This is a genomic window from Fusicatenibacter faecihominis, assembly GCF_020686945.1.
Lineage (GTDB): Bacteria > Bacillota > Clostridia > Lachnospirales > Lachnospiraceae > Limivivens > Limivivens faecihominis.
Genome location: NZ_JAJEPR010000026.1, coordinates 1 through 26205, shown reverse-complemented (window position 1 = coordinate 26205; position 26205 = coordinate 1). Strand labels below are relative to the sequence as shown.

Annotated in this window: 16 protein-coding genes and 1 pseudogene; 3 read left to right on the top strand and 14 right to left on the bottom strand. The window is 51.1% G+C overall.

The features are described from left to right. Positions 1 to 43: 43 nt before the first annotated feature. Positions 44 to 1354, bottom strand: coding sequence for a M18 family aminopeptidase (locus LKD71_RS13095; RefSeq protein WP_331466469.1), 1311 nt, complete (start codon positions 1352 to 1354; stop codon positions 44 to 46). Positions 1355 to 1641: 287 nt separating this feature from the next. Between LKD71_RS13095 and LKD71_RS13090 the strand changes: the two genes are divergently transcribed. Further along, positions 1642 to 3018 (top strand): MATE family efflux transporter, encoded by a 1377-nt coding sequence (locus LKD71_RS13090; protein ID WP_227615791.1) that lies wholly within the window; start codon positions 1642 to 1644, stop codon positions 3016 to 3018. Positions 3019 to 3293: 275 nt separating this feature from the next. Here the strand turns inward: LKD71_RS13090 and LKD71_RS13085 are convergent, their stop codons facing one another. From LKD71_RS13085 to LKD71_RS13060, 6 genes are all read right to left on the bottom strand, one after another. Continuing rightward, positions 3294 to 4307, bottom strand: a complete 1014-nt coding sequence (locus LKD71_RS13085) for a glycoside hydrolase family 18 protein (protein ID WP_227615790.1) — start codon at positions 4305 to 4307, stop codon at positions 3294 to 3296. Positions 4308 to 4393: 86 nt separating this feature from the next. Continuing rightward, entirely contained in the window at positions 4394 to 5683 is a 1290-nt protein-coding gene (locus LKD71_RS13080; protein WP_255633034.1) for an alpha-L-fucosidase, read from the bottom strand. A 176-nt stretch (positions 5684 to 5859) separates the two neighbouring features. Further along, the gene (locus tag LKD71_RS13075) at positions 5860 to 7560 is read right to left on the bottom strand and encodes an extracellular solute-binding protein (RefSeq protein WP_227615788.1); all 1701 of its coding nucleotides are present in this window, start codon (positions 7558 to 7560) and stop codon (positions 5860 to 5862) included. Positions 7561 to 7682: 122 nt separating this feature from the next. Continuing rightward, the gene (locus LKD71_RS13070) at positions 7683 to 8612 is read right to left on the bottom strand and encodes a carbohydrate ABC transporter permease (protein WP_117766289.1); all 930 of its coding nucleotides are present in this window, start codon (positions 8610 to 8612) and stop codon (positions 7683 to 7685) included. A 13-nt stretch (positions 8613 to 8625) separates the two neighbouring features. Then, positions 8626 to 9561: an ABC transporter permease gene (locus tag LKD71_RS13065; RefSeq protein WP_177309969.1), complete on the bottom strand. Its 936-nt coding sequence runs from the start codon at positions 9559 to 9561 to the stop codon at positions 8626 to 8628. A gap of 455 nt (positions 9562 to 10016) precedes the next feature. Beyond that, positions 10017 to 12281 (bottom strand): glycoside hydrolase family 3 N-terminal domain-containing protein, encoded by a 2265-nt coding sequence (locus LKD71_RS13060; protein ID WP_227615786.1) that lies wholly within the window; start codon positions 12279 to 12281, stop codon positions 10017 to 10019. 210 nt (positions 12282 to 12491) lie between these two features. Here LKD71_RS13060 and LKD71_RS13055 point away from each other — a divergent pair, with 210 nt between their 5' ends. Continuing rightward, entirely contained in the window at positions 12492 to 13568 is a 1077-nt protein-coding gene (locus LKD71_RS13055) for a carbohydrate-binding family 9-like protein (protein WP_227615785.1), read from the top strand. After that, positions 13565 to 14587 carry a LacI family DNA-binding transcriptional regulator gene (locus LKD71_RS13050; protein WP_227615783.1) on the top strand — a complete coding sequence of 341 codons (1023 nt, stop codon included), beginning with the start codon at positions 13565 to 13567 and terminating at the stop codon, positions 14585 to 14587. The genes LKD71_RS13055 and LKD71_RS13050 overlap by 4 nt, the downstream gene beginning before the upstream one ends. Before the next feature lie 76 nt (positions 14588 to 14663). Here LKD71_RS13050 and LKD71_RS13045 read toward each other — a convergent pair whose 3' ends face one another. From LKD71_RS13045 to LKD71_RS13015, 7 genes and pseudogenes are all read right to left on the bottom strand, one after another. After that, positions 14664 to 17801 (bottom strand): alpha-mannosidase, encoded by a 3138-nt coding sequence (locus LKD71_RS13045; RefSeq protein ID WP_227615781.1) that lies wholly within the window; start codon positions 17799 to 17801, stop codon positions 14664 to 14666. A gap of 245 nt (positions 17802 to 18046) precedes the next feature. Continuing rightward, the gene (locus tag LKD71_RS13040) at positions 18047 to 19036 is read right to left on the bottom strand and encodes a glycoside hydrolase family 130 protein (RefSeq protein WP_178045321.1); all 990 of its coding nucleotides are present in this window, start codon (positions 19034 to 19036) and stop codon (positions 18047 to 18049) included. 503 nt (positions 19037 to 19539) lie between these two features. Continuing rightward, positions 19540 to 21948, bottom strand: a complete 2409-nt coding sequence (locus tag LKD71_RS13035) for a glycoside hydrolase family 3 protein (protein ID WP_227615780.1) — start codon at positions 21946 to 21948, stop codon at positions 19540 to 19542. Positions 21949 to 22184: 236 nt separating this feature from the next. Next, positions 22185 to 23564: an MATE family efflux transporter gene (locus tag LKD71_RS13030; protein ID WP_227615778.1), complete on the bottom strand. Its 1380-nt coding sequence runs from the start codon at positions 23562 to 23564 to the stop codon at positions 22185 to 22187. A gap of 18 nt (positions 23565 to 23582) precedes the next feature. After that, entirely contained in the window at positions 23583 to 24548 is a 966-nt protein-coding gene (locus tag LKD71_RS13025) for a DUF3878 family protein (RefSeq protein ID WP_227615776.1), read from the bottom strand. Between the two features lie 287 nt (positions 24549 to 24835). Further along, positions 24836 to 24991, bottom strand: a pseudogene (locus LKD71_RS13020) (cupin domain-containing protein); the annotation flags it as partial. Continuing rightward, positions 24990 to 25946, bottom strand: a complete 957-nt coding sequence (locus tag LKD71_RS13015; RefSeq protein WP_227615775.1) for a nucleoside hydrolase — start codon at positions 25944 to 25946, stop codon at positions 24990 to 24992. The pseudogene LKD71_RS13020 and the gene LKD71_RS13015, both read right to left, overlap by 2 nt. Positions 25947 to 26205: the final 259 nt, after the last annotated feature.

The window sequence follows — 26205 nt, the reverse complement described above, 5'->3', positions numbered from 1 at the left end:
GCATAGTCGCTTTTTCTGACTATGCCGCATTTTTTATCTCTTTTTATCGAATCTCGTAAATGCCGTTGGCCTTCATCTGGACGGAGGAGCTGAAAAATTTCTTCGCTACCTCGCAGAAATAGCCGGTGTCCTTGGTGCCTGCGGTCTCATAGGGAGAATGCATGGCCAGCTGCGGAAGGCCGATATCCACGGTGTTTAAGGAAACCTTCGTGTTGGCGATATTTCCCAGCGTGGAACCACCTGCCATATCGGAGCGGTTGGTAAAGGTCTGGCAGGGTACGTTTACTTTCTCACAGAACAGTTTGAACACTGCTGCGGAAACCGCATCTGTGGTGTATTTCTGGTTGGCGTTGTATTTGATGACAATACCGCCGTTCATGGCCGGACGGTTGGTGGGATCTGCCAGGTCTGTGTGATTCGGATGGACCGCATGGGCATTGTCCGCGGAGATCATAAAGCTTCCTGCCACAGCGGAAAGGTAATCCTCCTCGGTTCTTCCCAGAGCCCCGTTTAACCGGCGCAGAGTGCTCTCCAGGAAGGTCGAAGCAGCGCCCTGTTTTGTACTGCTGCCCACTTCCTCATTGTCGAAAACGGCGCAGACCGGAACACTCTCGCCCGGAACTGCCCCGAGGAAGCCTTTCATGGAGGCAAAAGCGCACTGAAGATCGTCCAGGCGGCCGGCAGACAGGAACTCTTTTTCCAGGCCCCAGACGGTGCCTTTTACGCGGTTATAAAGAAAGAGATCTGTACTCAGGATATCCTCCTCCTTCACGCCGGCGTTCTCAGCCACCAGCTTCATGAGTTTTCCTTTGGAGGAGGCCTCGCCTACGATCGGAAGCATATCCTTCTGAATGTTGTATTTGTAGCCGTTGTTGGCTTCGCGATTCATGTGAATGGCCAGATTCGGGATCATGGCAAGATCCTGATCCAGGTTTACCAGACGGGTCTCAATGCCATTCTCTGTGCGGACTGCGATTCTTCCTGCAACAGAGAGGGGACGGTCAAACCAGGGGGCGCAAAGCATGCCGCCGTAACCCTCCACGTTCAATTTTGTATATTTGCCGTCGGCGTCCATCTCGGCATTTTCCTTGATCTTGAAGCTCGGGGAATCCGTATGGCTGCAGATCAGCTGGAAACCGTTGAAATCCTTCTTCGGCACAGAAAAAGCGATGATGGAGGAATCATTTCTCGTGACAAAATATTTTTCGCCCGGAACGATCTCCCACTTCTCACACTCCAGAAGTTCGCTGTAACCGGCGTCCTTAAGCATTTTTCTGAAATTTTCTACCGCCTGAAAACAGGTGGGGCTGTTATCCAGGAACTCGATGAGCTCCTGATTTACTGACTGACTCATGATATCCATCTTTCCTTCCTTAACATTTTTCGCAGTTATCAAAAACTTCTTTCTGCTTCTATAGTGTCAGGCAGATCTTCTCAAATCTCCCTGTTCATTCCCTTCATTTTCCCACGTTTCCACCGGACTGTCAACCGACAGATAAAGGCGGAAAAGGTCGCATCAGCGTCTTGACAAACAGCCACGGATAGGATAGATATATAATTAGTAGAGAACATGTCGCTGGACGGGCTGTCCGGCGGCGTATTTTTGTCCGCAAAATGTCATTTTTAGGGGGATCTTACATCATGAAACAAACAGAAAAAACCGTGAACCAGATCACGGAGGGTATCATCTGGAAGCAGCTTCTCTATTTCTTCTTTCCCATTCTTCTGGGAACCTTTTTCCAGCAGCTTTACAACACGGCGGACGCCATGGTGGTGGGCCGGTTTGTCGGAAAAGAGGCTCTGGCCTGCGTGGGCGGCTCTTCCAGCCAGATCATTAACCTGATCGTCGGCTTCTTCGTTGGCCTTTCTTCCGGTGCGACGGTTATCATCGCCCAGTATTACGGGGCGCGCGATGAAAAAAATCTTCAGGATACTCTTCACACGGCCATTGCCTTTTCCATCGTGGGAAGCTTCGTGATCTCGATTCTGGGAATTGTGCTCTCCCCGATCATTCTGCGTCTCATGAACACACCGGAATATCTGATGGCAGATTCCCTGCTTTATCTTCGATTTTATTTCGGCGGAATTATTTTCATCTTTATCTATAACATTGGTTCCGGCATCCTGCGGGCGGTAGGCGATTCCAAAAATCCGCTGTATTTCCTGATCTTCTGCTGCTTCTGCAACATTTTCCTGGACCTTCTCCTGGTGATGGTCTTCCATATGGGAGTCCTCGGCGTGGCTCTTGGAACCCTGATCTCCCAGGCTTTAAGCTCCGTTCTGATCCTCCGGAATCTGATGCGGACCAAAGATATTTACCGGCTGGACCTCCGCAAGATCCACCTTCACGCAGCGCCCCTCTCCATGCTGCTGAAGATCGGCCTTCCTTCCGGCCTTCAGTCCACCATGTACAACATCGCCAACATGGTAATCCAGACCGCCCTGAACTCCTTCGGAACGGACACAATGGCCGCTTGGACCGCTTTCGGAAAGGTCGATTCCTTCTACTGGATGATCAGCAGCGCCTTCGGTGTCGCCATCACCACTTTCGTGGGCCAGAACTACGGTGCCGGAAAGATCGACCGCATGAAGAAGAGTGTCCGTGTCTGCTTTTGTATGGATCTTGCCACAGCGCTCACCCTGTCAGCGCTCATGTATCTTTTCCTTGGAAAATTCCTGCTGTCGCTCTTTACCACCGATGCAGAGGTTCTTTCGATCGGTGTACGGATCATGCAGATCATTGTCCCTGCCTATGCGCCCTTCGTCTTCATCGAGATCTTCTCCGGAGCACTTCGCGGAGCCGGCAATGTGCTGATCCCCATGCTCCTGACCTGCGGCGGTATCTGCGTCACCCGAATACTCTGGATCTTCTTCTTCGTTCCGAGTCACCGGGCTGTGGAGACTATTATCTTCTCCTACCCCGGATCCTGGGTACTGACAGCGATCCTGTTCGTTCTGTATTTTGCGTATTATACCAAACGGCATTGGGGACGCGGCGCGACTAGGGATTTAAAATAAAATGTAGGCTTTTGGAAAGCGTAGAGGAAATCGAGGGGGCGGCTCCAAAGCCGCTCGCCCCCTTCGAACCCCCATTGGCATTTTTAGAAAATAAGGGGCTTACGTCAGGCTGATACATAGCGATAATATGGTATTTGATGTCTCATATTGAAATCCAACAATTCAAATCTTCAATATGAATAACAAAACACCATATCATCACTGCGTAACAGTATGACGTAAGCCCCTTATTTTCTAAAGCGGGCCCCCTCAAGTATGTTTTCCTCAGCTTTCCATCAAAGCTGCTCCCGGATATATCCGAGCAGCTCCCCTGAGGGATCACACTTATATTCCCAGAACATAATTCCCCCCATCCCCATTTCCTTGAGGTACTCAATCTTCCCTCCCAGGGACTCTTCATCTTCGTAGCTCACGAAGGTCTTTCCATCAAAAAGATACGGCACTTTTGCCACCTCGTCCCAGTATCTCACAAAACCATTCTTTCCGATCCAGTCGGCTTTGAGCTCCGCGTAGTCTCCGCCGTAGCCGCCAACGCTGTCGGCCTCCATTCCGAGTCCATGGCGGCAGCCTCCTCCTTTGACACCGTTCCACTGTCTGGAATAAAAAGGAACGCCCAGGATCAGTTTCTCCATGGGAACGCCGGCCTCATGGAAGGCTTTGACAGCCTTGTCCACGCAGACATCCAGAAGATTTCCCTCAGAGTGATAGAGGGCTGCATGGTGGCCGGTGACTTTCTGGAAGCCGCCCTGGAGGTCATAGGTCATGAGCTGTACATAGTCCAGATATTTGCTGGCTGCCTTCATATCAGTCTGAAGAGCAAAGTACACGTCGCCGCCCACAGCCACGGAAAGAGACTTCTCGCCCTCCATATGATTCAGAGACTCCCGGAGAGCCTTCAGAAGCAGCGTGTAATTTTCCTTATCATTGACATGGGAACCGATGCCGGCCAAAGAGGTTCCCGGGTACTCCCAGTCGATGTCAATGCCGTCCAGGCCGTAGGTTTCCACCAGAGAAACAGCGCTGACTGCAAAAAGGGCTCTTCCCTCCTCGGTTCTTGCCGCCTGGGAGAAACCGTCGGCTCCCCAGCCGCCCACAGACAGTACGATCTTAATGTCCGGGTTGATCTCCCGGATCTTCGGCAAATATTCTTCATTTCCGCAAGAATCCCAAACAACCCGGTGACGCTCAATGAGTCCGAAAGCAATATTGATGACATCCAGATTTTTAATATCCTGTTCTTTCAGTGTTCCAAGATCTTTTGTGCTTACATAGCCGATTACTTTTTTCATGTTCTATCCCTTCTGTTGTTATTCCTGCTCTTTCATTCTGGCAGGAGAGCCTGTACGCTCCGCTCTCCTGCCTCCCCCCAAAATACTTAGTCGTTACAGGTTACTACCTCGCCGTGACCCAGGTTGTAGGTGATCTCACCTTCCAGTTCCACCTTCAGAACCGTTGCAAAGGGATGCTCTTTCATACCCTCAGCCCAGATCCATAAGGTTCCCGGGATACCGCTCCAGGGAAGGGCTCCTGTATAGGAGAAACGAAGCTCCTCGCCTGTGTGGAGAACCGTTACCTTTTTCACCGGAGTCTTCACGCCCTTGACGCAGAGAGCCTCCCTCGGTGTGTCATAAACGAAGAGATAGATCGTCTTCTTGTCTGCGGAGAGCGTGCTTCCACCCAGGAACTGTGCGTAGTTCAGACCTTTTCCTGTGCCGTGTACGGCCTCATCGTGATCGGAAATCCAGGTTCCAAGATCCTCGAGAACCTTCTCCTGTCTCTCATCCAGCGTACCATCCTCCTTCGGTCCCACGTCGAGAAGCATCCTTCCCCCCAGAGTGATGCAGTCGCAGAACATCCGGATGATCTGGCCGCTGGTCTTGTAATCGTTGTCAGACGGGCGGTAGCCCCAGGAATCGTTGATCGTGGTACAGAACTCCCACTCGCCTTCCGGTCCGTAGAGCGGGATTCCCTGCTCCGGAGTCTCGTAGTCGCCGTAGCCCTGCATACGGGAGTTCAGAATTACGTCCGGATTCAGGGAATGGAGATACTCCCGGAACTCCTTCATATGCCACTGGTTGGCGCTGCGCTCCCAGTCGCCGTCGAACCACAGAAGATCCACGGTACCGTAGTTGGTCATGAGCTCGCCCAGCTGATTATTGTTGAATTTCAGGAACTCCTCCCACTTTGCGGGATCTTCCTCGCCGCCTGCCGGTGAACCGTAAATATCGTTCAGGCAGTCTTCTCTCTTGGCTCCCTCCGGGTAAACGCTCCGGTATCTGGGATCAGACCAGTCGATCAGAGAATAGTAGATTCCGACTTTCATTCCTGCCTCACGGACAGCTTCCACATATTCTTTTACAAGATCACGGCCTGCCGGTGTCTTTTTCAGCACGTTCAGGTCGCTGTATTTTGTGTCAAAAAGGGCCACGCCGTCGTGGTGTTTGGATGTCATTACCACATAGTCGGCTCCGGCTTTCTTAAAGAGAGCCGCCCACTTTTTCGGATCATATTTGGAAGCGGTGAAACCCTCGCACTGCTTCATATAATCCTCATAAGAAATGTTTCCGTTGTGGAAGGACCAGGATTCTGACACATCCCCCACTGCATAAATACCATAATGAATAAAAATTCCAAGTCGTGCTTTTCTGAACCAGTCCTGCATCATAATGCGCTGCTCTCCTTTCATGGAAAAAGGCATATTACTATAACTGTAATATGCCTTTTTAACTCGAACCTCATTGTTCATTCTATAAATCCCGGATCCGTTCCCAGTTCACCGGGATAGACCGGCTGCCCCCGCGATGGGCAAACCGGTCACAGGCTTACGCCCGGTTGTTTCAATTACTCAGCGATGGTGCTGATACCCTGAATGGACAGCCAGTCCTCAAGACCCAGAGCATACATACCATCTACATATGCCTGCCAGGTAGCGTCATCGTTGATATCCTGCTCGCCTGCTACGAACATAGCCTGCTGCTGCTCGAAGTAATCTTTGATAGCGGTACTGATATCTGCATAAGTATCGATGCTGCCCATATCAATCCAGTTTTCCTCGATCACACCCTCAGTCATGTTCGGCTCATAAATCTTCTCTACGGCAGCTTTCTCATCGTAGTCCGGATTTGCCTCTACCAGACGGAAGCCAGCCGGCATATATTTTGAAACTGCCTGCGGCCACAGGTTTGCCCAGGAATATTTCTCCTGATCCTCTTCAGACAGAGTGGATTTATCGATTACATGATAGCCGTCATCCTCTTTGGTAACGATGGTGCCAACCGGGCCGGTGGAAATTCCGATACCGTTCTCAAGAGAGAATGCATTGTCGAACCAGCGGCAGATCAGTTCCGGATCCTCTGCATTGTCGGTTACAACAACCTGGGTTCTGTATACGCTGAATCCACTGGTATCACGCAGCCAGATACCGCCATTCTCGGTGTTCAGTACCGGCAGAACATCCCATACACTCTTCTCCGGACCCCGTGCGATACCGGAGAACTCGTTGCTTCCGTAAGCGATGGATACGCCGTACAGATCTCTGCTTCCTTTTCCTTCCCAGGTGGAGCTGTCCTGTGTATAAAGCTCGGTATCGATCAGGCCTTTCTGATACATGCCGCTGAACCAGGAAAGGAATTCACGGTATTTGGAGCTGACACCGCCGTATACGGTCTCACCGTCAACAATTGCCAGACCTTTTTTGTTCATCGGCATTCCGAAGTAACCAGCCATTGCCTCGATGTGTTTGTTGTTCGGGTCTGTGGAGAACGGAATCTCATCGGTAGTATCTCCGTTTCCGTTGGCATCCTGGTCCTTGAAGGCCTGAAGAACTGCCTCAAACTCATCGGTGGTGGTAGGCATCTCAAGACCCAGGTTCTCCAGCCACTGGCCGTTGATGTACGGTGTATAACCAACAAGATCATCCTCTACTACATAAGGAATGCTGTAGATATGTCCGTCCGGAGCGGTCATTTTCTCTCTGACACCCTTAAGGTTCAGGATCTCGGTGATCTTCGGGCAGGACTTCTCGAAGTACTCCTCCAGCGGAACAAATACGCCCTGGTTTACGCCGTAGTTCAGGATCAGGCTATCACTTAAGGTCCAGCCGGCGATAACATCTGCATAGTCACCGGAGTTCAGGTCCAGGTTCAGTCTCTCGGTAGCGGTCTCGTACGGGAACAGACGAAGCTCAACGTCTACATTGGTCTGTTTCTTCAGCTCATCCATCATTACGAACTCACCGGTAGCACTGGAATCATCTACGAACATGGAGAAGCTTGCATCTCCCTCGTTCGCTACCAGCGGAAGCTCCTGTGTGGTCTCAGCGGTGGTTGCTGCGATAGCCGGATCCAGATCCTCTGCCTTGGTGATCGGCTGACTCGCATCTGCCTCAGCTGCTGCTTCTGTAGCTGCTTCTGTAGCTGCTTCTGTAGCTGCTTCTGTAGTAACTTCTGTGGTTTCCTCGGTGGAATCACTTGCTGCTGCGGGCATTGCCATGCTTAAGATCATGGAAGCTGCCAGTAAAGCGACAACGGTTTTTCTTTTCATTGTTTTGTCCTCCTCATAATAAAATGTTCCATTTATCATACCGCCCGACGCCCCTTATGGGATGACCGGGTTCGTATTGTCAGACGCCGGCGGAAAATAAATCGTTAAAAGTTTTCGGTGTATCAGCCCTTTACGGAACCGATCATAACACCTTTTACAAAATGCTTCTGTACCAGCGGATACATGATCAGGACCGGCACACTACTGATAATGATCAGAGAATATTTCATAACATCAATGAGCTGCTGCTGTTCCTGCAGGGCTGCACGGGCTGCAGCGGTGGTAGCCGTCTGTGAAAGAGCCGTCTGGTTAGTGATCAGGATGTTTCTCAGTACCAGCTGTAAGGGGTACTTATCCTGATCGGAAATATAAAGCAGAGCTGAGAAATAGCTGTTCCAGTGGCCAACTCCATAATAGAGGACCATGATCGCGATGATCGCTTTGGACAGCGGCAGTGCGATCTGGAAGAAGAATCTGGACTGCGTACAGCCATCGATCTCACCCGCCTCATAAAGCTCCTCGGAAATATTGGATTTGAAGAAAGTTCTTGCCACGATCATGTTGTAAACACTTAAGCAGCCCGGAAGCACCAGCGCCCAGATCGTATTCAGCAGCTGCATGTTTTTAACAACCAGGTAAGTCGGGATCATTCCGCCGCCGAAGAACATCGTGATCATGTAAAATACGGTGATCGGCTTCTTTCCGGAGAAATTGTCACGGGAAAGCGCATAAGCGGTGGGAAGGGTAACTGCCAGGTTTACACAGACACCAACGAAGGTGATCACGATGGAGTTGAAGAAGCCCCGCATGACCTGACTGTTTTTGAATACCTCTGCATATCCCTTCAGGGTAAAACCCATGGGACGGAGCAGAACCTTACCGGCAGATACAGCTGTCGGATCGCTGAAGGAAGAAATAATAACCCAGTAAAGCGGATAGGCCACAACAAACAGGATCAGCGTCAGGATGATGAAGATGACCGTATCGAAGATCACATCTTCCCTGCATCGCTTTACAGGTTTTGTTTTCATATTGTAATTTTCTTTTTTCATGTTCAGTTTCCTCCTACCACAGACTGTTTCCTGACATCTTATCGGATGCCTTATTCACAATGATCAGCAGCACCAGGTTTACAACGGTGTTGAAAAGACCAATGGCTGTGGAGTATGACATATCGTTATTTACCAGACCAACCTTATATACATAAGTGGAAATGATCTCGGATACGCTTCCGTTCAGGCTGTTCTGCAGAAGGTAAGCTTTCTCAAATCCGATGGAAAGGATGCTTCCGCAGTTCATGATCAGAAGGATCGTTGCTGTCGGAAGGATAGACGGAAGATCGATATAACGGATCAGCTGGAACTTGGTCGCTCCGTCAACCTTTGCCGCCTCATGAAGTTCCGGACTGATGCCCGCCAGAGCCGCAAAGTAGATAACGGAACTCCATCCGGTACTCTGCCATACGCCGGTCCATACATAAATATGTCTCCAGTACTCTTTCTTCGCCATGAAGTTCACGGCATCAATGCCCATGGATTTCATGATCTGGTTGATGACACCGATCGACGGTGAAAGGAACAGGGTGATCATACCACACATAACTACAGTAGAAATGAAGTTCGGCGCGTAAGTTACGGTCTGAATGACTTTACGGTATTTTTTGAACCGGAGAGAGTTCAGCATCAGAGCCAGGATGATCGGAAGCGGGAAGGATACGAGCAGTCCATACAGACTCAGGATCAACGTGTTCTTGATCGTCGTTCCGAAATACGGGGATGAGAAGAACCTCTGGAAGTAGTAAAGACCTACCCACGGGCTTCCCAGGATACCGGCTTTCGCATTGTACCTCCGGAAGGCCAGCTGAATACCGTACATGGGAATGTAGCTGAAAATAAATGTCAGCACCACACCCGGCACACAGAACAGCCAGAGCGACAGATCTCTCTTGAAAGCTCTGACCGTACGGCCTTTCTTTTTCACTTTGGTTTGATTTGCTTTCATGTGTTTCTCCTCCTTTATGGATTTGTGTTGCTTTTGTAACTGCCCTCCGGCACCGTACTCCGTTAAGTGAACATTATGAACATTCTTGTTTTGTATTCTCTTTAGCAAATATATTGTTTTGTATAATGTTACCAATCCAGTTTACATTTTTTGTGGATTACTAGGGCTTTTGTTGTTTTTATTTTAAGTTTTAGTTCACTTTTTGTCAACTACATTTTATCACTTCTTTATATTTTTTGGTATTTTTCACAAATTCAATTATCGTTTTTTCACTATATTGCCCAAAGAAATTTTTAAAAATAAGGCGCAAAGAAGTTTTTACGCTTCTTTGCGCCCGTTTTTCTTGATATTTTAACAGTTTCAACTGTTTTGTTCACTTGTTTTTCTTTATATTATTGCATTCTTTTGAACATGTCAACTGGAAATTTAAGCAAATGCTATGGGATCTGCACACGTTAAAGTATCACTTCTTCCTTCCAGCACTCATCTTTTCCTTCCGTGAGCATCAGAAGCACCCGGTCCGCCCGGTCTGTTCTCCGCCCCGGCACCTTCACCGGATCAAGCGCACTTCTTTTTACCGTCAGGGAAACTTCTTTTTCTTCTCCTGCCTTCAGTTCTACTCTCGTGAAAGCCTTCAGCTCCTTCACTCTTGGAACAGGAGTTCCCTGCAGCCGGCGGCTGAAAAGCAGGGGAACTGCCGTCCCTTCCTGGTCTCCGGTATTTTTTATCCGGAAGCTTACCCGGATCCCGCTATCCACATCCAAATGCTTTTCCTCTGTTTCCACAAAAGCAGTCCTAACATCAGAAATGGAAAATCCCGTATAACTCAAGCCCTCGCCAAAGGTGTGGAGAGGCAGGCTTTCCATATCCCGATAGGCCGCAGTGGAAGAAGACCTGGAGTTGTAATAGACAGGAAGCTGTCCGACATGACGCGGAAGAGAGGCCGGCAGTCTGCCGGAAGGACAGCAGTTTCCATAAACCAGGTCTGCCAGGGCTTTTCCTCCCATGGGTCCCGGATAGAAAGAATAAAGCACCGCATCGGAAGCTTTTTCGATCTCTTCGATACAGTAAGGTCTTCCAGCGATCAGAAGCACCACCAGAGGTTTTCCCAGTTTAGAAAGCTCCAGGATCAGTTCCTCCTGGGCAGCCGGAATATGGCACATGGCGCTGTCCATACCCTCGCCGCAGTCCATGGAAAGGCTTCCGCTCTCCTTGGAGACGGCTCCGTTTTCGTCAAAAACTGCTCCTCCGAAACGAGAGGAGGAACCACCTGCTGCCACCACGATGACATCGCTCTCTTTCGCAAGTTTCAGCGCCTTCTCAAGCTCCGCCCCGTCGGCCTGATTGAAGCCGGAACCCATCGCATATTCCACAGAAACACCTTCCGGAGCCTCGTTTTTCATTCCGGAAAGAACGGTCACGCAGGAACTCTCCGGCATAGGCGGGGTATAATCTCCCAGCATCGCATAACGGTCAGCCGCATGGTAGCCGATGAGGGCAATCTTCTTATAATGATCCTTCAGCGGAAGAACCTGCTTTTCATTTTTCAGAAGGACGGCGGACTCTCTGGCCAGTTTTAAGGATGCCGCGTTGATGCCTGCCTCCTCAGCTTCGAGCATGTTTTCTTCCATATAAGGATGTTCGAAAAGACCGCGCTTGAATTTCAGCTCCAGCACACGGAGAACAGCCTCGTCCAGAAGTTTCTCATCCACAAGTCCTTTCTCCACAGCCTCGCCGAGTCTGGAGAAGGATTCGTCCCAGAGACCCACGTCCACACCGGCTTTGAGGGCGGTGGCTCCCGCATGAAGAGTATCTCCCTCGGTATTTTTAAGAAAGTCCACAGCCAGACCGTCTGCCATGACAATGCCCTGAAAGCCCATCTCTTCCCGGAGTACATCTCTTAAAAGCCAGGGGTTACCGTGACAGTAAACGCCGTCGATCTCATTATAAGCAGCCATAACGCCGTCCACACCGGCATCACAGCAAGCCTGCATGGCGGGAAAATGGATCTCCCGGAGTTCCTGCTCGCCGATTCTCGCTGCGCTGGCATTAACTCCGCCGGTGGTCTCGCCCTGGCCGCAGAAATGCTTGGCCACGCAACTCACGCCCTCGGACTGCATGCCGGTGACGGCCGCCGCTGCCATCCGGGAGGAAAGACAGGGATCCTCGGAATAGCACTCCTCGCTTCTTCCCCATCTCGGGTCCCGGAGCACGTCGAGAGCAGACATGAGCGCCAGCTCCACATGACCGGATTTCAGCTGACGGCCGCAGGCCTCGTAGCCTTCCTTTAAAGCCTCCGGATCAAAGGTGGCTCCCGCTGCAAGGTTGACCGGGAGCAGACCGCCGCCCAGAGCCTGATGGCCGTGAGGGCACTCGCTGCTCATCATCACCGGGATTCCCAGCCTGGAATGGTCCAGCACATATTTCTGCAGGGCATTGTAGGCTTTCCCGGAAAGACCGGTCGTGATGCCCGTGTTCTCATCTTTATCCGCCCAGGGATCTGCCCGGTAAAAACCGTACAGAACGCCCAGGCCCCCCATTTTTTCCACTTCCTCGCGGAACTCCTCGGTAAAGGTAACGTTCTCGCCGTCTCTTTCATAAATACGGAAACCGTAGAGCCGCTGGTTCAGCTGGCCTACCTTTTCCTTCAGTGTCATTTTTTCCAGAAGATCCTCTGCTCTTTCTCTGGGAGAGAGGGCCGCGTCCTGATATTTTTCCATGCTTCTCCTCTTTCTGCGCTCCAGGCGCTTCATATGATGGTGTCATCATACCCTTTTTTTAAAAATATGTCCACAAAAAATTTTTTTTCGTTCATTTTGTTGTTTTTCCGACAACAAAATGTTATGATATTCTCATGTATTGGCTGTTTTCTAACGTTCAGTTTTTACAGCCCTGAACATTTCAAAAATGAAGAAGAGAGGTATTTCACAATGAGTCAGATTCGTATTCCTATCCCGGCCGTAGACTTCCAGCCGCCCGTCTACATCTGCCGCAGAGCAACGAAACCCTTCCACCTGGACGGAAACATCAACAAACCCTTCTGGGAGGACGCTCCCTTCACCGACGCTTTCCTCGATATCAAGGGCAGCCACATGCCTACCCCCCGCTTCCTCACCCGGGCAAAGATGCTCTGGGATGACAAAAATTTCTACTTTGGCGCACAGCTCGACGGAAATGAGATCTGGGGCCATGTGACCAAACGGGACGATATCATTTTCCAGGACAACGATTTCGAGATCTTCATCGACCCGGATTCCGATACCGCCCAGTACTATGAGTTCGAGATGAATGTGCTGAACACCGTCTGGGATCTCTTCCTGCCGGTGGCTTACCGCGACAACGGCGACGCTCTGAACGGCTACGATATCCACGGCCTTCAGACGGCTGTCCATGTGGAGGGCTCCATCAACGATCCCGATGCAGAAAACAAGACTTGGAGCGTCGAGGTAGTGATCCCCTTCGCAGCCATCACCGAATGTCTGAAGGACCGCCGCGCTCCGAAAGACGGCGAGTATTACCGTATAAACTTCTCCCGCGTGCAGTGGAAGACCGATATCATCGACCACTCCTATCAGAAACGCACCGATGAGAATGGAAAAATCCTTCCCGAGGACAACTGGGTATGGGCACCGACCGGCGTCATCAACATCCACTATCCGGAGCAGTGGGGCTTCGTCTTCTTCTCTGAGGACGCTGCCCGCAGCGATTACGCGATTCCCGAGGACGAGTACCGGAAATGGGAGCTCCGCAAATGTTACTATGCCGAGCAGATCCTTCTGGATACAAAAGGAAGCTTCAGCAATGACCTGAACGAGCTCAAAGAAACGCTGAAAGCTTACGCTCCCAACGAGGCAAACGTTTCCCTCCGCGGGGATCTTCCGATCACCGTGGAAACCACCAGCCGCACCTTCCTGCTCTCCTGCCCCTCCGCTGACGACGCTTATGTGCTCCTTCTCCATTCCAACGGAAAAGTGGAACGCGTGCTGAAAGGACCCGCTGCCGTATGAAAAAAGTAACCCTCCAGGAGATCGCCGCTTCCCTCGGCATCTCCAGAACCACCGTGTGGAAGGTTTTCAGCGGCCACGAGGGAGTTTCCGACTCCCTCAAGAGCCGGATCATCGCCAAAGCCCAGGAGCTCGGTTATGAATTTCCTGAGAACTTTCAGTTCGCCCCGCTGGCGGACGAACAGCCCCCGGTAAACATCGCCGTGGCTGTCTGCCGCCCCGAGACTTCTCTTTTCTGGATGAACATCATCCACCAGATCGCGAAGGAATTCACTTCCCAGAACATCAATCTGGTCTATGTGTATCTTCCCACCTCCATCGATGAAACTTACGTCCTTCCGGCTGCCCTCACCGGCGGCACCGCCAACGGAATGATCGTGCTTAATGTATACAATCAGCGGCTTCTCCATCTGCTGGCCGAGGCCCGGATCCCCAAGGTCTTTCTGGATACGGCAGATTCCGTACCGCCGGAGGAGCTGAACGGCGATATGATCCTCATGGAGAACAAGAACAGTGTATACAAAATCACCAGTCATATGATCGAGCAGGGCCGCCAGTCCTTCGGCTTCATTGGTGATATCTCCTATGCAAAATCCAACCACCAGCGTTATGACGGATTTCTGAAAGCCCTGGATGATCATGGCCTCTCTCTGGATCCTTCCATGACCCTGACCACTCCCATCGGTATCGATACTTATAAAGAAGAAATCGAGAGCTTCCTCGACAGCCTTCCGAAAATGCCCGATGCCTTCGTCTGTGCCAACGACCATGTGGGCTGTATCCTGCTCCAGCTTCTGGAAAAGCGCGGACTTCGGATCCCGCAGGATATCGCAGTCTCCGGTTTTGACAAGAATATCGAAAATCCGCTCTCGGAAAGCCTCACCACTGCAGAGGTTCCCACTATGGGATTGGGACTTCGTCTGGCCACCCAGATCCTTTTCCGGATCCAGCATCCTGATGACCCCTTTGAAGTCATTTATCTGGCCACCAAGGTACTCTTCTGTTCTTCTACAGAATCATAATGCCAGCGGATTTTTTCCTGTTATCAGAAACAGCTGCTTCCCGATGCTTACTGGGCATCGGGAAGCAGCTGTTTTTTTATTTCTGAGACCCTTTCATCTGCAGACGCAGAGTCAGTATCTCGTAAGGTTTGATGGTGAAGGAAACGGTATGATCCGTCACCTCCAGTTTTCTTTCTTCTACCGGATTTTCCAGAAGGTCTGTCTCCAGGGCTTCGCAAAGCTTTCCGGCAGAGGCCAGAGTCACTGGTGTTCTGGAATTGTTGACCTCGTAGAGGCGGACGATGATGCCGTCGCCGTCCTCGGCCTTCTTCACAGTCTCAAGAACCACATTTGCCTTATCCACACTTAAGAAAGACCAGTTTTCCTTTGCGGCAGCGCCTTTGACAGCTCTTGCCTTCACGTTCAGGTTCAGTGCCTTCTGAACGGTGCCGCCCTCTTTCCAGGTTCCTGCATGAGGATAAAGGGAATAGGTGAAGAAATGCTCTTCCTGGTCGGTGTGCGGGTTGGGCTCGGTACCGGACTTGATGAGGGTCTGGGTCATGACACGATGCTTCATGGAGAAACCGTATTTGCAGTCGTTCATCAGGCTGACACCGTAATTTCCCTCGGAAAGGTCTGCCCATTTGTGACCGCATACCTCGAATTTTGCCATATCCCAGCTGGTATTCTCGTGGATCTTTCTCGTGAGGTTACCAAACTGGATATCGTAGGTGGCCTCGTCTGTATGCACGTCTACCGGGAAGTGTACTTTCAGCAGATGCTCGCTGAGCTTCCAGTCCACATAGGTCTCGAAATCGATTCTTCTGTCCTCGCCGTAGAAATGAATCTTCTGACGGATCACGGTGCCCATGAGCTCTCTCTCTACCTGAAGCGTTGCCCGTACCGGGCCCTTCTCCAGCCAATCCATGGAGCGCACATTTTCCACGCGCCAGGATTTTTCCTGATGGAAAATATCGGTGTTCCAGTTGCTGTAGCAGAGCGGTTTGTCCTCGTAAATCCGAAGCTCGTTTCCAACCTTACCCTCCTGAAGCACCTGGCGGTCGTTTTCCTTATCGAAAAGGGAGGTGAACTCGCCCTGATCGTTGATGACGATGCTGTAGAAGGGAGTCTCCAGGGAGAAGCCGCCCTCCGGACGCTTTGAAATCTCAAAAGTCTCTTTTTTCGGAGCTACCTCTGCGCTTCGAAGAACCACATAGCCCTTGGAAGGAATGCCTTTTACATAGGTAACGGCGCCCTCTGCCGTCTTCTGAACCGGGTAAACAGCCACGCCGTCGGTGAGAGCGCTGCCATCGAAAGCGGGAAGCTCCACCAGGTCGTTTCTCTCATAACCCAGGGTGTTCCAGATCGTAACAGCCTCTTCCTTCTCATCGGTGAGGTAGGACAGGCGCTCGTCGATCAGCTCTTTGGAGGTCTTCTCGATATCAGCGTACTCTTTTTTCGTCTGGTCGTATACTTCTTTAATAGAAGAACCCGGCAGAATATCGTGGAACTGGTTCGTGAGGATCATCTCCCACATGCGGTCCAGTTCGCTCTTCGGGTAAGCGGGAGCCTCTTTTCCGGCCAGCTCTGCCAGAACGGAGAGGAGTTCCAGCTCCATCATCGCATACTCGCTCTTACGGTTGGAGCGTTTGTTTCTTGCCATGGAGGTGTAGGTTCCGCGATGGTACTCAAAGTAGAGCTCGCCTATCCACTCAGGCAGTCTCTTGTTGTCCTTCACGCGCTCCCAGAGCTCGTCGAAATACTGACCGGCAAAGGCCTGACGGACTTTCGGAATGCCCTTGATGCCTTTGTCCATACGACCGGACATTTCCATCATATCTCTGGTCGGGCCGCCGCCGCCGTCGCCGTAACCGAAGCACACGAGAATATCGTTGTTGATATCCTTATTCTGATAGCGGTGCCAGCCGCCCATGATAGCATCCGGATGAAGCATGCCGTTATAAGTGGTGAAAAAGCTGGTCTCGGGCTGACCGACTCCCAGGGTCGTGATCAGATGGGTAAAGATCCGGCTTCCGTCGATTCCCTCCCACATGAAGCTGTCATAAGGGTGTTTGTCGAACTCGTTCCAGGCAAGCTTCGTGGTCATAAAATACTCGATGCCACATTTTTTCATAATCTGGGGAAGAGCTGCGCTGTAGCCGAATACGTCCGGCAGCCAGAGGATCTTATTCTCCACGTCAAACTCTTCTTTGAAAAATCTCTTTCCGAACTGGAACTGGCGAACCAGTGACTCTCCGGAGGTCAGGTTACAGTCAGCTTCCACCCACATGCCGCCTTCCGGCTCCCAGCGTCCCTCTTTGACGCGGTCTTTGATCCGCTGGTACATCTCGGGATGGCGCTCTTTTACAAAAGAATAGAGCTTGGGCTGGCTGGACATGAAATGATAGTCCGGGTACTCCTCCATGAGTTTCAGCACAGTGGCAAAGCTGCGACAGGATTTCTGGCGCACCTGATCGATGGTCCAGAGCCAGGCCACATCAATGTGGGTATGGCCGATGCAGGTCGCGATAACCTCGTCGTAACCGCCCATTTTCTCATAGATGGCTTCCTGCACATGAGCCTCTGCAGCTTCCACGGAAGCGTAAAACTCTTTGCTGTAGGGCATCCGAAGGTCCAGAAGGTTGATGGTGTCGGTGAGGGCGGTCTCAAGATCCAGACGGATCTTATCATCCTCTTTCATACGGTTCAGGCCGTACATGGGAACTGCAATGTCATAGTAAGCTTTCCGAAGCTTGCGGTCATGCTCCTCCAGATCCACAATGAGATGGAACTCGTCGTGAAGGGTTCCGGTGTAGGACTGAAGATCCATGCGGAAGGTCTCGCCTGCTTTCGCGTTGGCTTTTACAAAAACCTCACGATGATTGATGTCGAGCCCCTGGATTACCTGGCCGTTGATGAAAAGGAGGAACTGGGGGTTCCGTCCGTCATCCCAGTCGTTCAGGCCGGTGTGAATCCGAAGCCAGAGCTCTTTTCCGTCAAAGCTTTCCGGAACCGTCACTTCTGTCCGGAACCAGTAATGGCGGTCCGGGCCGTACCAGTGATCTTTTCCCATGTCAAAATTTTTCCACTCGCCCGGGGCAGCGTCAGCCTCCGTCGGAGTGATAAAGCATCCTTCTTTGACCCGCATGCTGTCCAGATGCACTTTCTGCACGATGGACCAGCCCTTCAGCTGATTGCAAATCAGATTTACCCGCTCTTTGGCAAATTTAATCATTTCAATATCTCCTGAGGACGTTCAGCGCAGCAGGCCACAGACCCGCGCATTTCATGCGCTATCGCTGCTTTCGCAGCTTCTGTCTGAGGCTAATGGGTCTACATTCCATTTCGGTCCGCGCTAAACGAGTCCCACTGGGACTCAGCGCCGTTCCACCCATTACAAAAAGGAAATTCAGCCTACTGCAAACAAGTTTGCATAGTCTTATTTTCCTTTTTGCTAATGCTCTGAACTGTTATGCTAGATTATAAGCTGTTCTCTTTCATATAGCTGATGAGTTCGTCTACGGTGGTGAAAGCCAGACCGGTTACGCTGTCAGCGCAGCCATAGTAGATGGCGATTCTTCCGGTATCAGCGTCAGCCAGGGTAGCACAGGGGAATACCACGTTCGGAACGTCGCCCATGCACTCATAGGGCATGATCGGAGCCATGATATAATCTTTGGAACGATATTTCACTTTCCAGGGCTCGTCGATGTCCAGAAGAGCACAGCCCATGCGGTATACATAGCCGTTGCAGGTGGTCAGTACGCCGTGATAGATCAGCAGCCATCCCTCGTCGGTCTCGATGGGAACGGGGCCTGCACCGATCTTGGTGCTCTGCCATGCGGAAGCGTCCCCCTTGTAAGCGCCCATCATGTAACGATGATGTCCCCAGAACTCCATATCCTTACTCTGGCTTACAAAGATATCGCCGAAGGGAGTATGGCCGGTATCGCTGGGACGGCTCATCATCATGTAGTAGCCGTTGATTTTTCTCGGGAAGAGAACGCCGTTACGGTTGAAGGGGATGAAAGCATTCTCCAGCTGGATGAATTTCTTGAAGTCGTAGGTGTAAGCCACACCGATAGTCGGGCCATGGTAACCGTTGCACCAGGTCACATAGTATCTGTCGTCAATCTTGCAGACTCTGGGATCATAACGGTACTCACGTTTCAGGATCTCCGGATCTGCTCCCTCGAATTTTACCGGTTCGTCCTCGATGGTCCAGTTGATTCCGTCTTTACTTCTTCCAACAAAGATGTCCATGCTGATGGAACGGCTGTCGCAACGGAATACGCCGATGTAGCCATCCTCAAAGGGAACAACTGCGCTGTTGAAAATGCTGTTGGAGCGTTTCTGCTCGTAGCGGCCGATGATCGGGTTTGCGTCATAACGCCATACCGGCATCTTCTCTCCGGCGGGCTTGTCCTGCCAGGGCATGTTCGGCAGGCTGGTGCCAATAATCTTAGTCATAGGTATTTTCCTCCGTTTGGTTGTTATAAGGTAATATTTATACTTTTTTTTGAAAAAGTCAAGTACTTTTGTTCAATTTTGTAAACTTTTTTTCTTTCTGTGTTCACAGAGCTTTTCATACAGGAGCAATATACGCTTTCCATTGTTCTAAAAAAGCTTGATAAATCCGGGGATTTTCCGGTTTTCAGAAATGTTGACTTTTTTGTTCATAAAAAGAGAATGCCGCTTTTCCAGATATATTTTCCAAATCAGGGCTGTAGGTCCGATTTGACCGCATATTGGAAAATGTCAAATGCGGTTATGGAAAATCGAGTGATCTATTGACTGCAAAGTTCAAAAATGTCAAATGCAGTCATGCAAAACCAGGGGATTCGTTGACCACATTTCCCTGAACAAAATCAAAGCCCTGCTCCGACCTCTAAAATGGTTATTTTTCAAAAAGAGAACTGCCGCACAATCATCAAAATAGATAATTGAGCGGCAGTCCTCTCCCATTTCTTATTTTATTCTGCTCTCATGAGCACTTTCAGCACGCGCTCCACACAAACTTCCAGATCTTTTCTCGTGATGAGTCCTTTCTCCAGGGCTTCCATCAGGCGCTCCGGGTAACCGGTTCCCATCTTGATATCGTTTCCGGCCAGGGTCTCTTTGTAGTGCTCGCCCTTGGTCCACCAGTCGGTGGTCACAAGGCCGTTGAAGCCCCATTCGTCACGGAGGATTCCGGTGAGAAGGTCTTTGTTCTCGGAAGCACGATGACCGTTGATAAGGTTGTAAGAGGACATGATTGCCCAGGGATCTGCTTTTTTCACGATGATCTCGAAGGCTTTCAGGTAGATCTCACGGATCGCACGCTCGGAAACGCGGGAGTCGCTGTTTTTCCGGTTGGTCTCCTTGTTGTTGCAGGCAAAATGTTTCACAGTGGCGCCGATCTTCTGAGACTGGATGCCTAAGACCATGGCGGAAGCCATCTCTCCGGCCAGATACGGATCCTCGGAGTAATACTCGAAGTTACGGCCGCAAAGCGGGCTTCTATGAATATTTACAGCCGGCGTCAGCCAGAAGGAAATGTTGTTCTCCTTGACCTCTTTGGCTGCTGCCGCTCCCACCTCTTCCACAAGGCTGCGGTTCCAGGTGCAGGCCAGCATCGTGGAACAGGGCCATGCGGTCGTGCAGACGCCGCACTGAGGAGCGATACGAAGGCCGGCAGGGCCGTCGGCTGTCATGAAGTTCGGCACGCCGTACTCCGGCAGATTTCCGAAGCCGAAGGTGTTTGCCACGCCGGTGTTCGGCTGGCCGCCCAGAAGCTCTGCAAGCTCCAGATCTGTAAGCTGCGCCATAAATTCATCCAGGGAAGCTCTGCCTTCTGCCACATCGATGAGCATGATCTTTTTCTCTGGTGTTTCGCTCCAGAGCTTATAGCGGGTTCTTGCCCGTACTGCCGGTGCATCGCCCTCTGGATTGTGATCGGGCCAGCCAAGGCCGTTCTCCATGAAATCGTTGGGTGTTCTCTGGGGCAGTTCCTCGAAGCTTCCGTCAGCCAGCAGTCTCTTCGGCAGCTGAGAAGGAGCCATTTTCTCCATGAGCTGGAGCGTCACCTGATTCTCGTCAAGAGTCCAGACGAAATCCAGCAGACCTGCGTCGCGGACAGAATTTCCGAGATAGAAATGGTAATCTCCTTTTTCCAGGACGTAGGCAGATTTCTGCACCTTACCCAGATCGTCGTAGGAAGCCATGGACGCCGTCGGAATCGTGAGAACGAGGGTCTCAGTCTCGCCGGGTTTCAGCTCCTTCGTTTTTTCAAAGGCTCCCAGCACACGGGCCGGTTTGCCTAAAAGCCCCTGGGGTGCGCCATAGTAGAGCTGAACCACCTCTTTGCCCGGGAAAGAGCCGGTGTTTGTGACCTCAGCCGTCACATAGATTGTGCCGTCTTTTTCGCCGCTCCAGATCGGCTCGATGGAAAACTCAGTATAGGAAAGGCCATAGCCGAAGGGGTAGTTGACCTTCTCTTTCGCCTGGGCAATAGTTTCAAAATACCGGTAGCCCACATAGATATCGTCGGTGTACTCCACATAGTTCGGAGACTCGTGGAAGTTTGCTGTGGATGGATAATCGTCCAGACTTCCTGCAAAGGTGTCGGAAAGCTTTCCGGATGGGCTCACTTTTCCCATAAGGACGTCCGCCATCGCAAGGCCGCCTTCCATGCCGCCCTGCCATGCCATGAGCACAGCCGGAAGATTCTCATCATCAATGAACCAGGAAGTATCGACCATACCGCCCACATTCAGAACCACGACGATGCGGTCAAATTTCTCTTTCACCTTGGCCACAAGGGCGGCTTCCTCGTTCGTCAGGCAGAAATCGCTGTTCTGGAAAATCTTCTCACTGAGTTCGGACTGATGCCCCTCATCAGAAACCTGCCCCTCATAGCGGACGCTCTTCCGGTCCCAGCCCTCGCCGGAGAAACGGCTGATGACAATCAGGGCCGTGTCCGTAAACTCTGCCGCCCCGGCAAAAAGCTCTGCCGGAACCTCCGGCTCCACAGTCATGCCCGGAACCGCACCGCCTGCGTACTGCTCTTTCACGTTCTCCCGGTAGAAATCTGCCAGCGGCTCATAGATCTCGGCCAGGCCTTTTTCTTCCTTGAGGCCGTCGTAGAGATTTCTCACATGGGAAACGGTCACGTCGCCGCTTCCGCCGCCGCCTTTCACATAGTCAAAAACGCCTTTGCCGAAAAGGGCCAGCCTGGAGCCCTTTGCCAGCGGAAGGATTTTTCCGGCATTCTTAAGAAGCACCATACCTTCCGTACCGGCCTTTCTGGCCAGAGCCAGATGCTCCGCGCAAGCTGTTATCTTTCTGCCGTCCTCGCCTAAGGGAAGGTTCGGCTGATAGTTTGCTCTCACCCATTTTTCCATAGTTGTAAACCTCCTTGTGAGTCAATTCGTTTGGTTCCAGAGTAGCATAATTGAGTTCGAAAAAACAGTGTCTTTTTTTTCAAATTATATGACTTTTTTGCACTCTTCAAAGCCGGGCGGATTTTCTGCTAAAAGTGTGAGTCATGCTTGCACGAACAAACACTTTTGATTGAAAATCTATGTAGTGACAAGCCACAGCGAGATGACGCGAAGCGGAATCGAGCTGATTCTGAAACTCATGTCGTGTGGGTCACTTTCGCCAGCATCTCCTTGGAGAGAATCTTTCGGATGTTCAGCAGGAAGAGGGTGCTGGCGGTGAGAACGGAGAGGATATCCGCCACGGGCTCCGCATAGTAAACGCCCATAACGCCGAAAAACCGCGGCAGAATCAGGGCGAGGGGGATCAGAAGGATCACCTTACGAAGAAGGGCGATGCAGAGGGAGATCTTTGCCTGGCCAAGTCCCAGGAAAGAACTCTGGACACCGCTCTGGATGCCAAAAACGGACATGCCTGCGATGTAGACGGGCAGGACTTTTTTCACCAGGGCGATGAGATCCTCATCCGTCGTAAAAAGTCTGGCAAAAAGACCGGGCCGCAACATGGCGAAGACCACATAGACGAAGGCCGCCAGGAAGGTGATGGAGATCATTCTCTTGATGGTCATTTTCACCCGGTCAAATTTTCCCGCGCCGAAGTTGTAGCTGATGATGGGCTGCACGCCGTTGGTAAAACCGCTGATCGGCACGAAAACCAGCTGCAGAACGCTCTGGAGAATCGTCATGGAACCGACATAGAGGTCGCCCCCGTAGACCTGCAGGCCATGGTTCATCACGATCGTGATAGCGCTCTCCGTGGCAGACATGACAAAGGGCGACACGCCAAGGGCCATGATCTGGCCGATCAGGGAGAAATCCGGCTTCATGCCTGCCTTTTTCAGACGGATTCCGGATTTTTCCGAGCAGAGAAAGTGTAAAACCCAGGCGGCGCTTAAGGCCTGAGAAATGATCGTGGCCACGGCCGCGCCTGCCACGCCCATGTGGAAAACGAAGATGAAAATCGGATCCAGCACGATATTGACCACGGCTCCGATCAGTACGGAGAACATGGCGGTCCGGGCCTGGCCCTGGGCGCTGATAAAAGTATTGAGGCCTACAGCCAGCTCCACGAAGACTGTGCCGAGAAGATAAATGCTGATGTAGGTCGAGGAATAGCCGATCGTATTGTCACTGGCCCCGAATACATAGAGCAGCGGCTTCTGGAACACGAAGAAAAACGCCATCAAAATCACGGTAAAGAACAGAAGCATAGAAACACCGTTTCCCAGGATCCTTTCTGCCCGTTTCCGATCTCCCTGTCCCAGTGCAATGGCCGCCAATGGAGCACCCCCGCCGCTTGCGAAGCCGGAAAAGGCGGAAATGATCGTGATGATCGGGAAGGTGATGCCCACGCCGGTGAGGGCCACAGCCCCCACCCCCGGAATCCGCCCGATGTAGATCCGGTCCACAATGTTATAAAGTACGTTTACGATCTGTGCCAGCACCGAAGGGATGGCCAGCGAGATCATCAGCCGGGTGATGTTTTCTGTACCCAGGCGGTTGTCTTTTGTTGCCTGCATAAAATATGCCTCCTGACTTTAGTTTTCTTTTATTTCCTCCACCACAACTTTCCTGCTCGTTCCGCTCTTTTTCCAGCGCATCACATAGACTTTGCCTTCGATGGAATCCCTGGCGGTGGTGAAGGGCTCTTCCCGGATGATATCGGCGTGGATTCCCTGGGCTTCCAGAAACTGGCGGCGTTTTTCGGCCAGAGCGAGACGGCCTTCCATCTCGGGGAAGAATCGCCTGGGGTAAAGCGCCGCCGCTGCTTTCAGGCGCTCTGCGAGAAGATCCACGAGCGGTGCGTGAGCGTTTTTGTGAAGCCGGTTCGCGAGAAAACGGGCCAGAAAGCAAAAAGAAAACCGCCGATAAATGCCGAGCCAGAAAAGAAAGCTCCTATCTCCCACTTTTTCCGCCATTCCTTCCATCACAGCCAGAGCTTCCTTGTTGGGCGTCCAGGGTTCTTCCCGGGGAACGATATATTCCTTGGAAACAGAAGGATAACAGCAGTAATTCAGAGGCGGGAAAGCCGTCAGCTCCGAGAGCGCGACCTCCTCCCTGCTGCAAAAGCTCTCCCCCAGGTAGTCCCGCTTATCCCGGAGAATGGCAAGCCGGTACTCCAGAAGCCGGAGATATTCCCAGCCCTTCATCCAGAAATGACCTACCTCTCCGTAATCGTAGCAGTTTACCTCCAGAGAGAGCGCCTCGAAAAACACCGTCACCACAGTCTCTCCCTGATGAACCACGAGAACATAACGGGGCCCCGGAATCTCGTCCTTTTCTTTTTCACTCAGGGAAGAGACCAGCTCCCCCTCGTACTCCTTCCGGTACTCTCCCGTGAGTCTGGCCTCGTGAAAGACCAGAAAGCTTTCCACCGCGTCGTTCATGAGATAGACCAGACGGATCTCCTGTTTTTCTTCTTTGTTCTCCTCATCCAGAAGCACCTCAAACTGGTCCTGAGCGAGCAGCTCTTTCAATTTATCAAATGTATCCGGCAGTGCCATTTTTCTCTCCTTAACGTCTCCAGCGCCGATATTTTCACTGGATGGCCGTGAAGATCCCGCGCATGAACTACGGTTATTATAGTCCACAATCCGTCAGAAAGCTACGCTTATACAGAAAAAAGCCATTCTTCTTTTTACGGAAGAACAGCTTTTATTCTCAGATTACCTGGAAATATCGCTCTGCCTGGGGAATGTCTTTGCTCCCATGCACTGGCCGATAACCGTGTTAAAAGGCGGACCTATGGCCGCGCTGATGAGGGCCGGTGAAAAGCTCTGCACTCTCCGTTTTATTTTTCAAGACTTTCGTACTGTTCATCGCTCACCGGTTCACACCACTCATTGCTACACTCTTCGCCAGGAACTTCCACAGCCAGATGGCTGAACCAGCTATCCTTCTTTGCCCCGTGCCAGTGCTTCACTTCTGCGGGAATCGTCACTACATCAGCTTCTTCCCAGTTTTGCAAAAAGATCCGTAAACAGTGAATCCCGTTTCACATGATACACATAACGGATAAAATGCCGCTGAGGATCCAACACATAATGATTGTCATATCCCGGAATCGGACTATGTACCAGGTAATCTTCCTCGAAATCACCATCCAGAAGCCATGCTACCGCTGTCACATCCCAGATAATTCTTGTCCAGGCTTTGCCTTTTGCGTATTTTTCAGCTTCGCTTTTCGTCAGGTCCACAAGATAATCACAAAGTTTGTTTTTTCCTCTAAGGTGATATTCCAGTTCCGGGCCGCTTGTCGCAAATTCGGAGACGACACCTGCGCAAGGCAGCTGTACCAGGGCCACGCCGCAGCCGAAAATAATTCTTGCCGCCGCAACATCATGTTCCATATTAAATTCTCTGGTATCCGGCCAGTGCAAAGAGTGGCCTCCCAGCCAGACAACAACCATCCGTTCCCGGATTTCCGGCTTTAAAAGAAGAGCGGAAGCTATATTTGTAATCGCTCCAATAGATACTACATACAATGGTTTCTCTTTTGTATACTTCATTGCTCTTTCAGCAAGGTCCTTTGCCGCTTCTGAAAGAACCGGTTCTGTTTCTGACGAAAGGAAAGACGTTGATCCTCTGTAAACCGCAGGCTTCAGATCATCTCTCTCCATTAATGTCAGAATATGCAGGATTTCCTGGTAGCTTTTTTCCATTCCTTCTGCCGGATCTTTGGCTTTCTCATTTGAGAACGGAGCCGCATAGACAGCCTGAAGATCCAATTTTTCCTTTGAGCAGATCAGATAAGCCAATGCAAACTGGTCATCGATCTCATTAAACGTATCCGTATCCAGCACAACATCTACCCGGCCGGAGGGATGTTCCAGGCGTTTTAAAAGTTCTGCTGTGTTGATTTCATTTCCTGATTCTGCAAGATTTTTCTTTTTTCCTTCCATCTTTTTATCATTCCTTTCTTATTTAAGCTTGCAATTGCAGACAAATTTTGATCGTTCCACAATCACCTGTTTTATTTTTATCCATTCCTAATGGCCATTCTTTCGCCCTTGTTTTTCGCAAAGACATATGTGAACTGCTCGGTAACTGAGTTACCAGAGCATCTGAATAGAGGCGGGATACTGCCTTTTTCAGGGTGCGTCCATGACACCACTACTGTTTACTCTTTCGAGCTATACAGCTACTTTTATGATTTCCGGT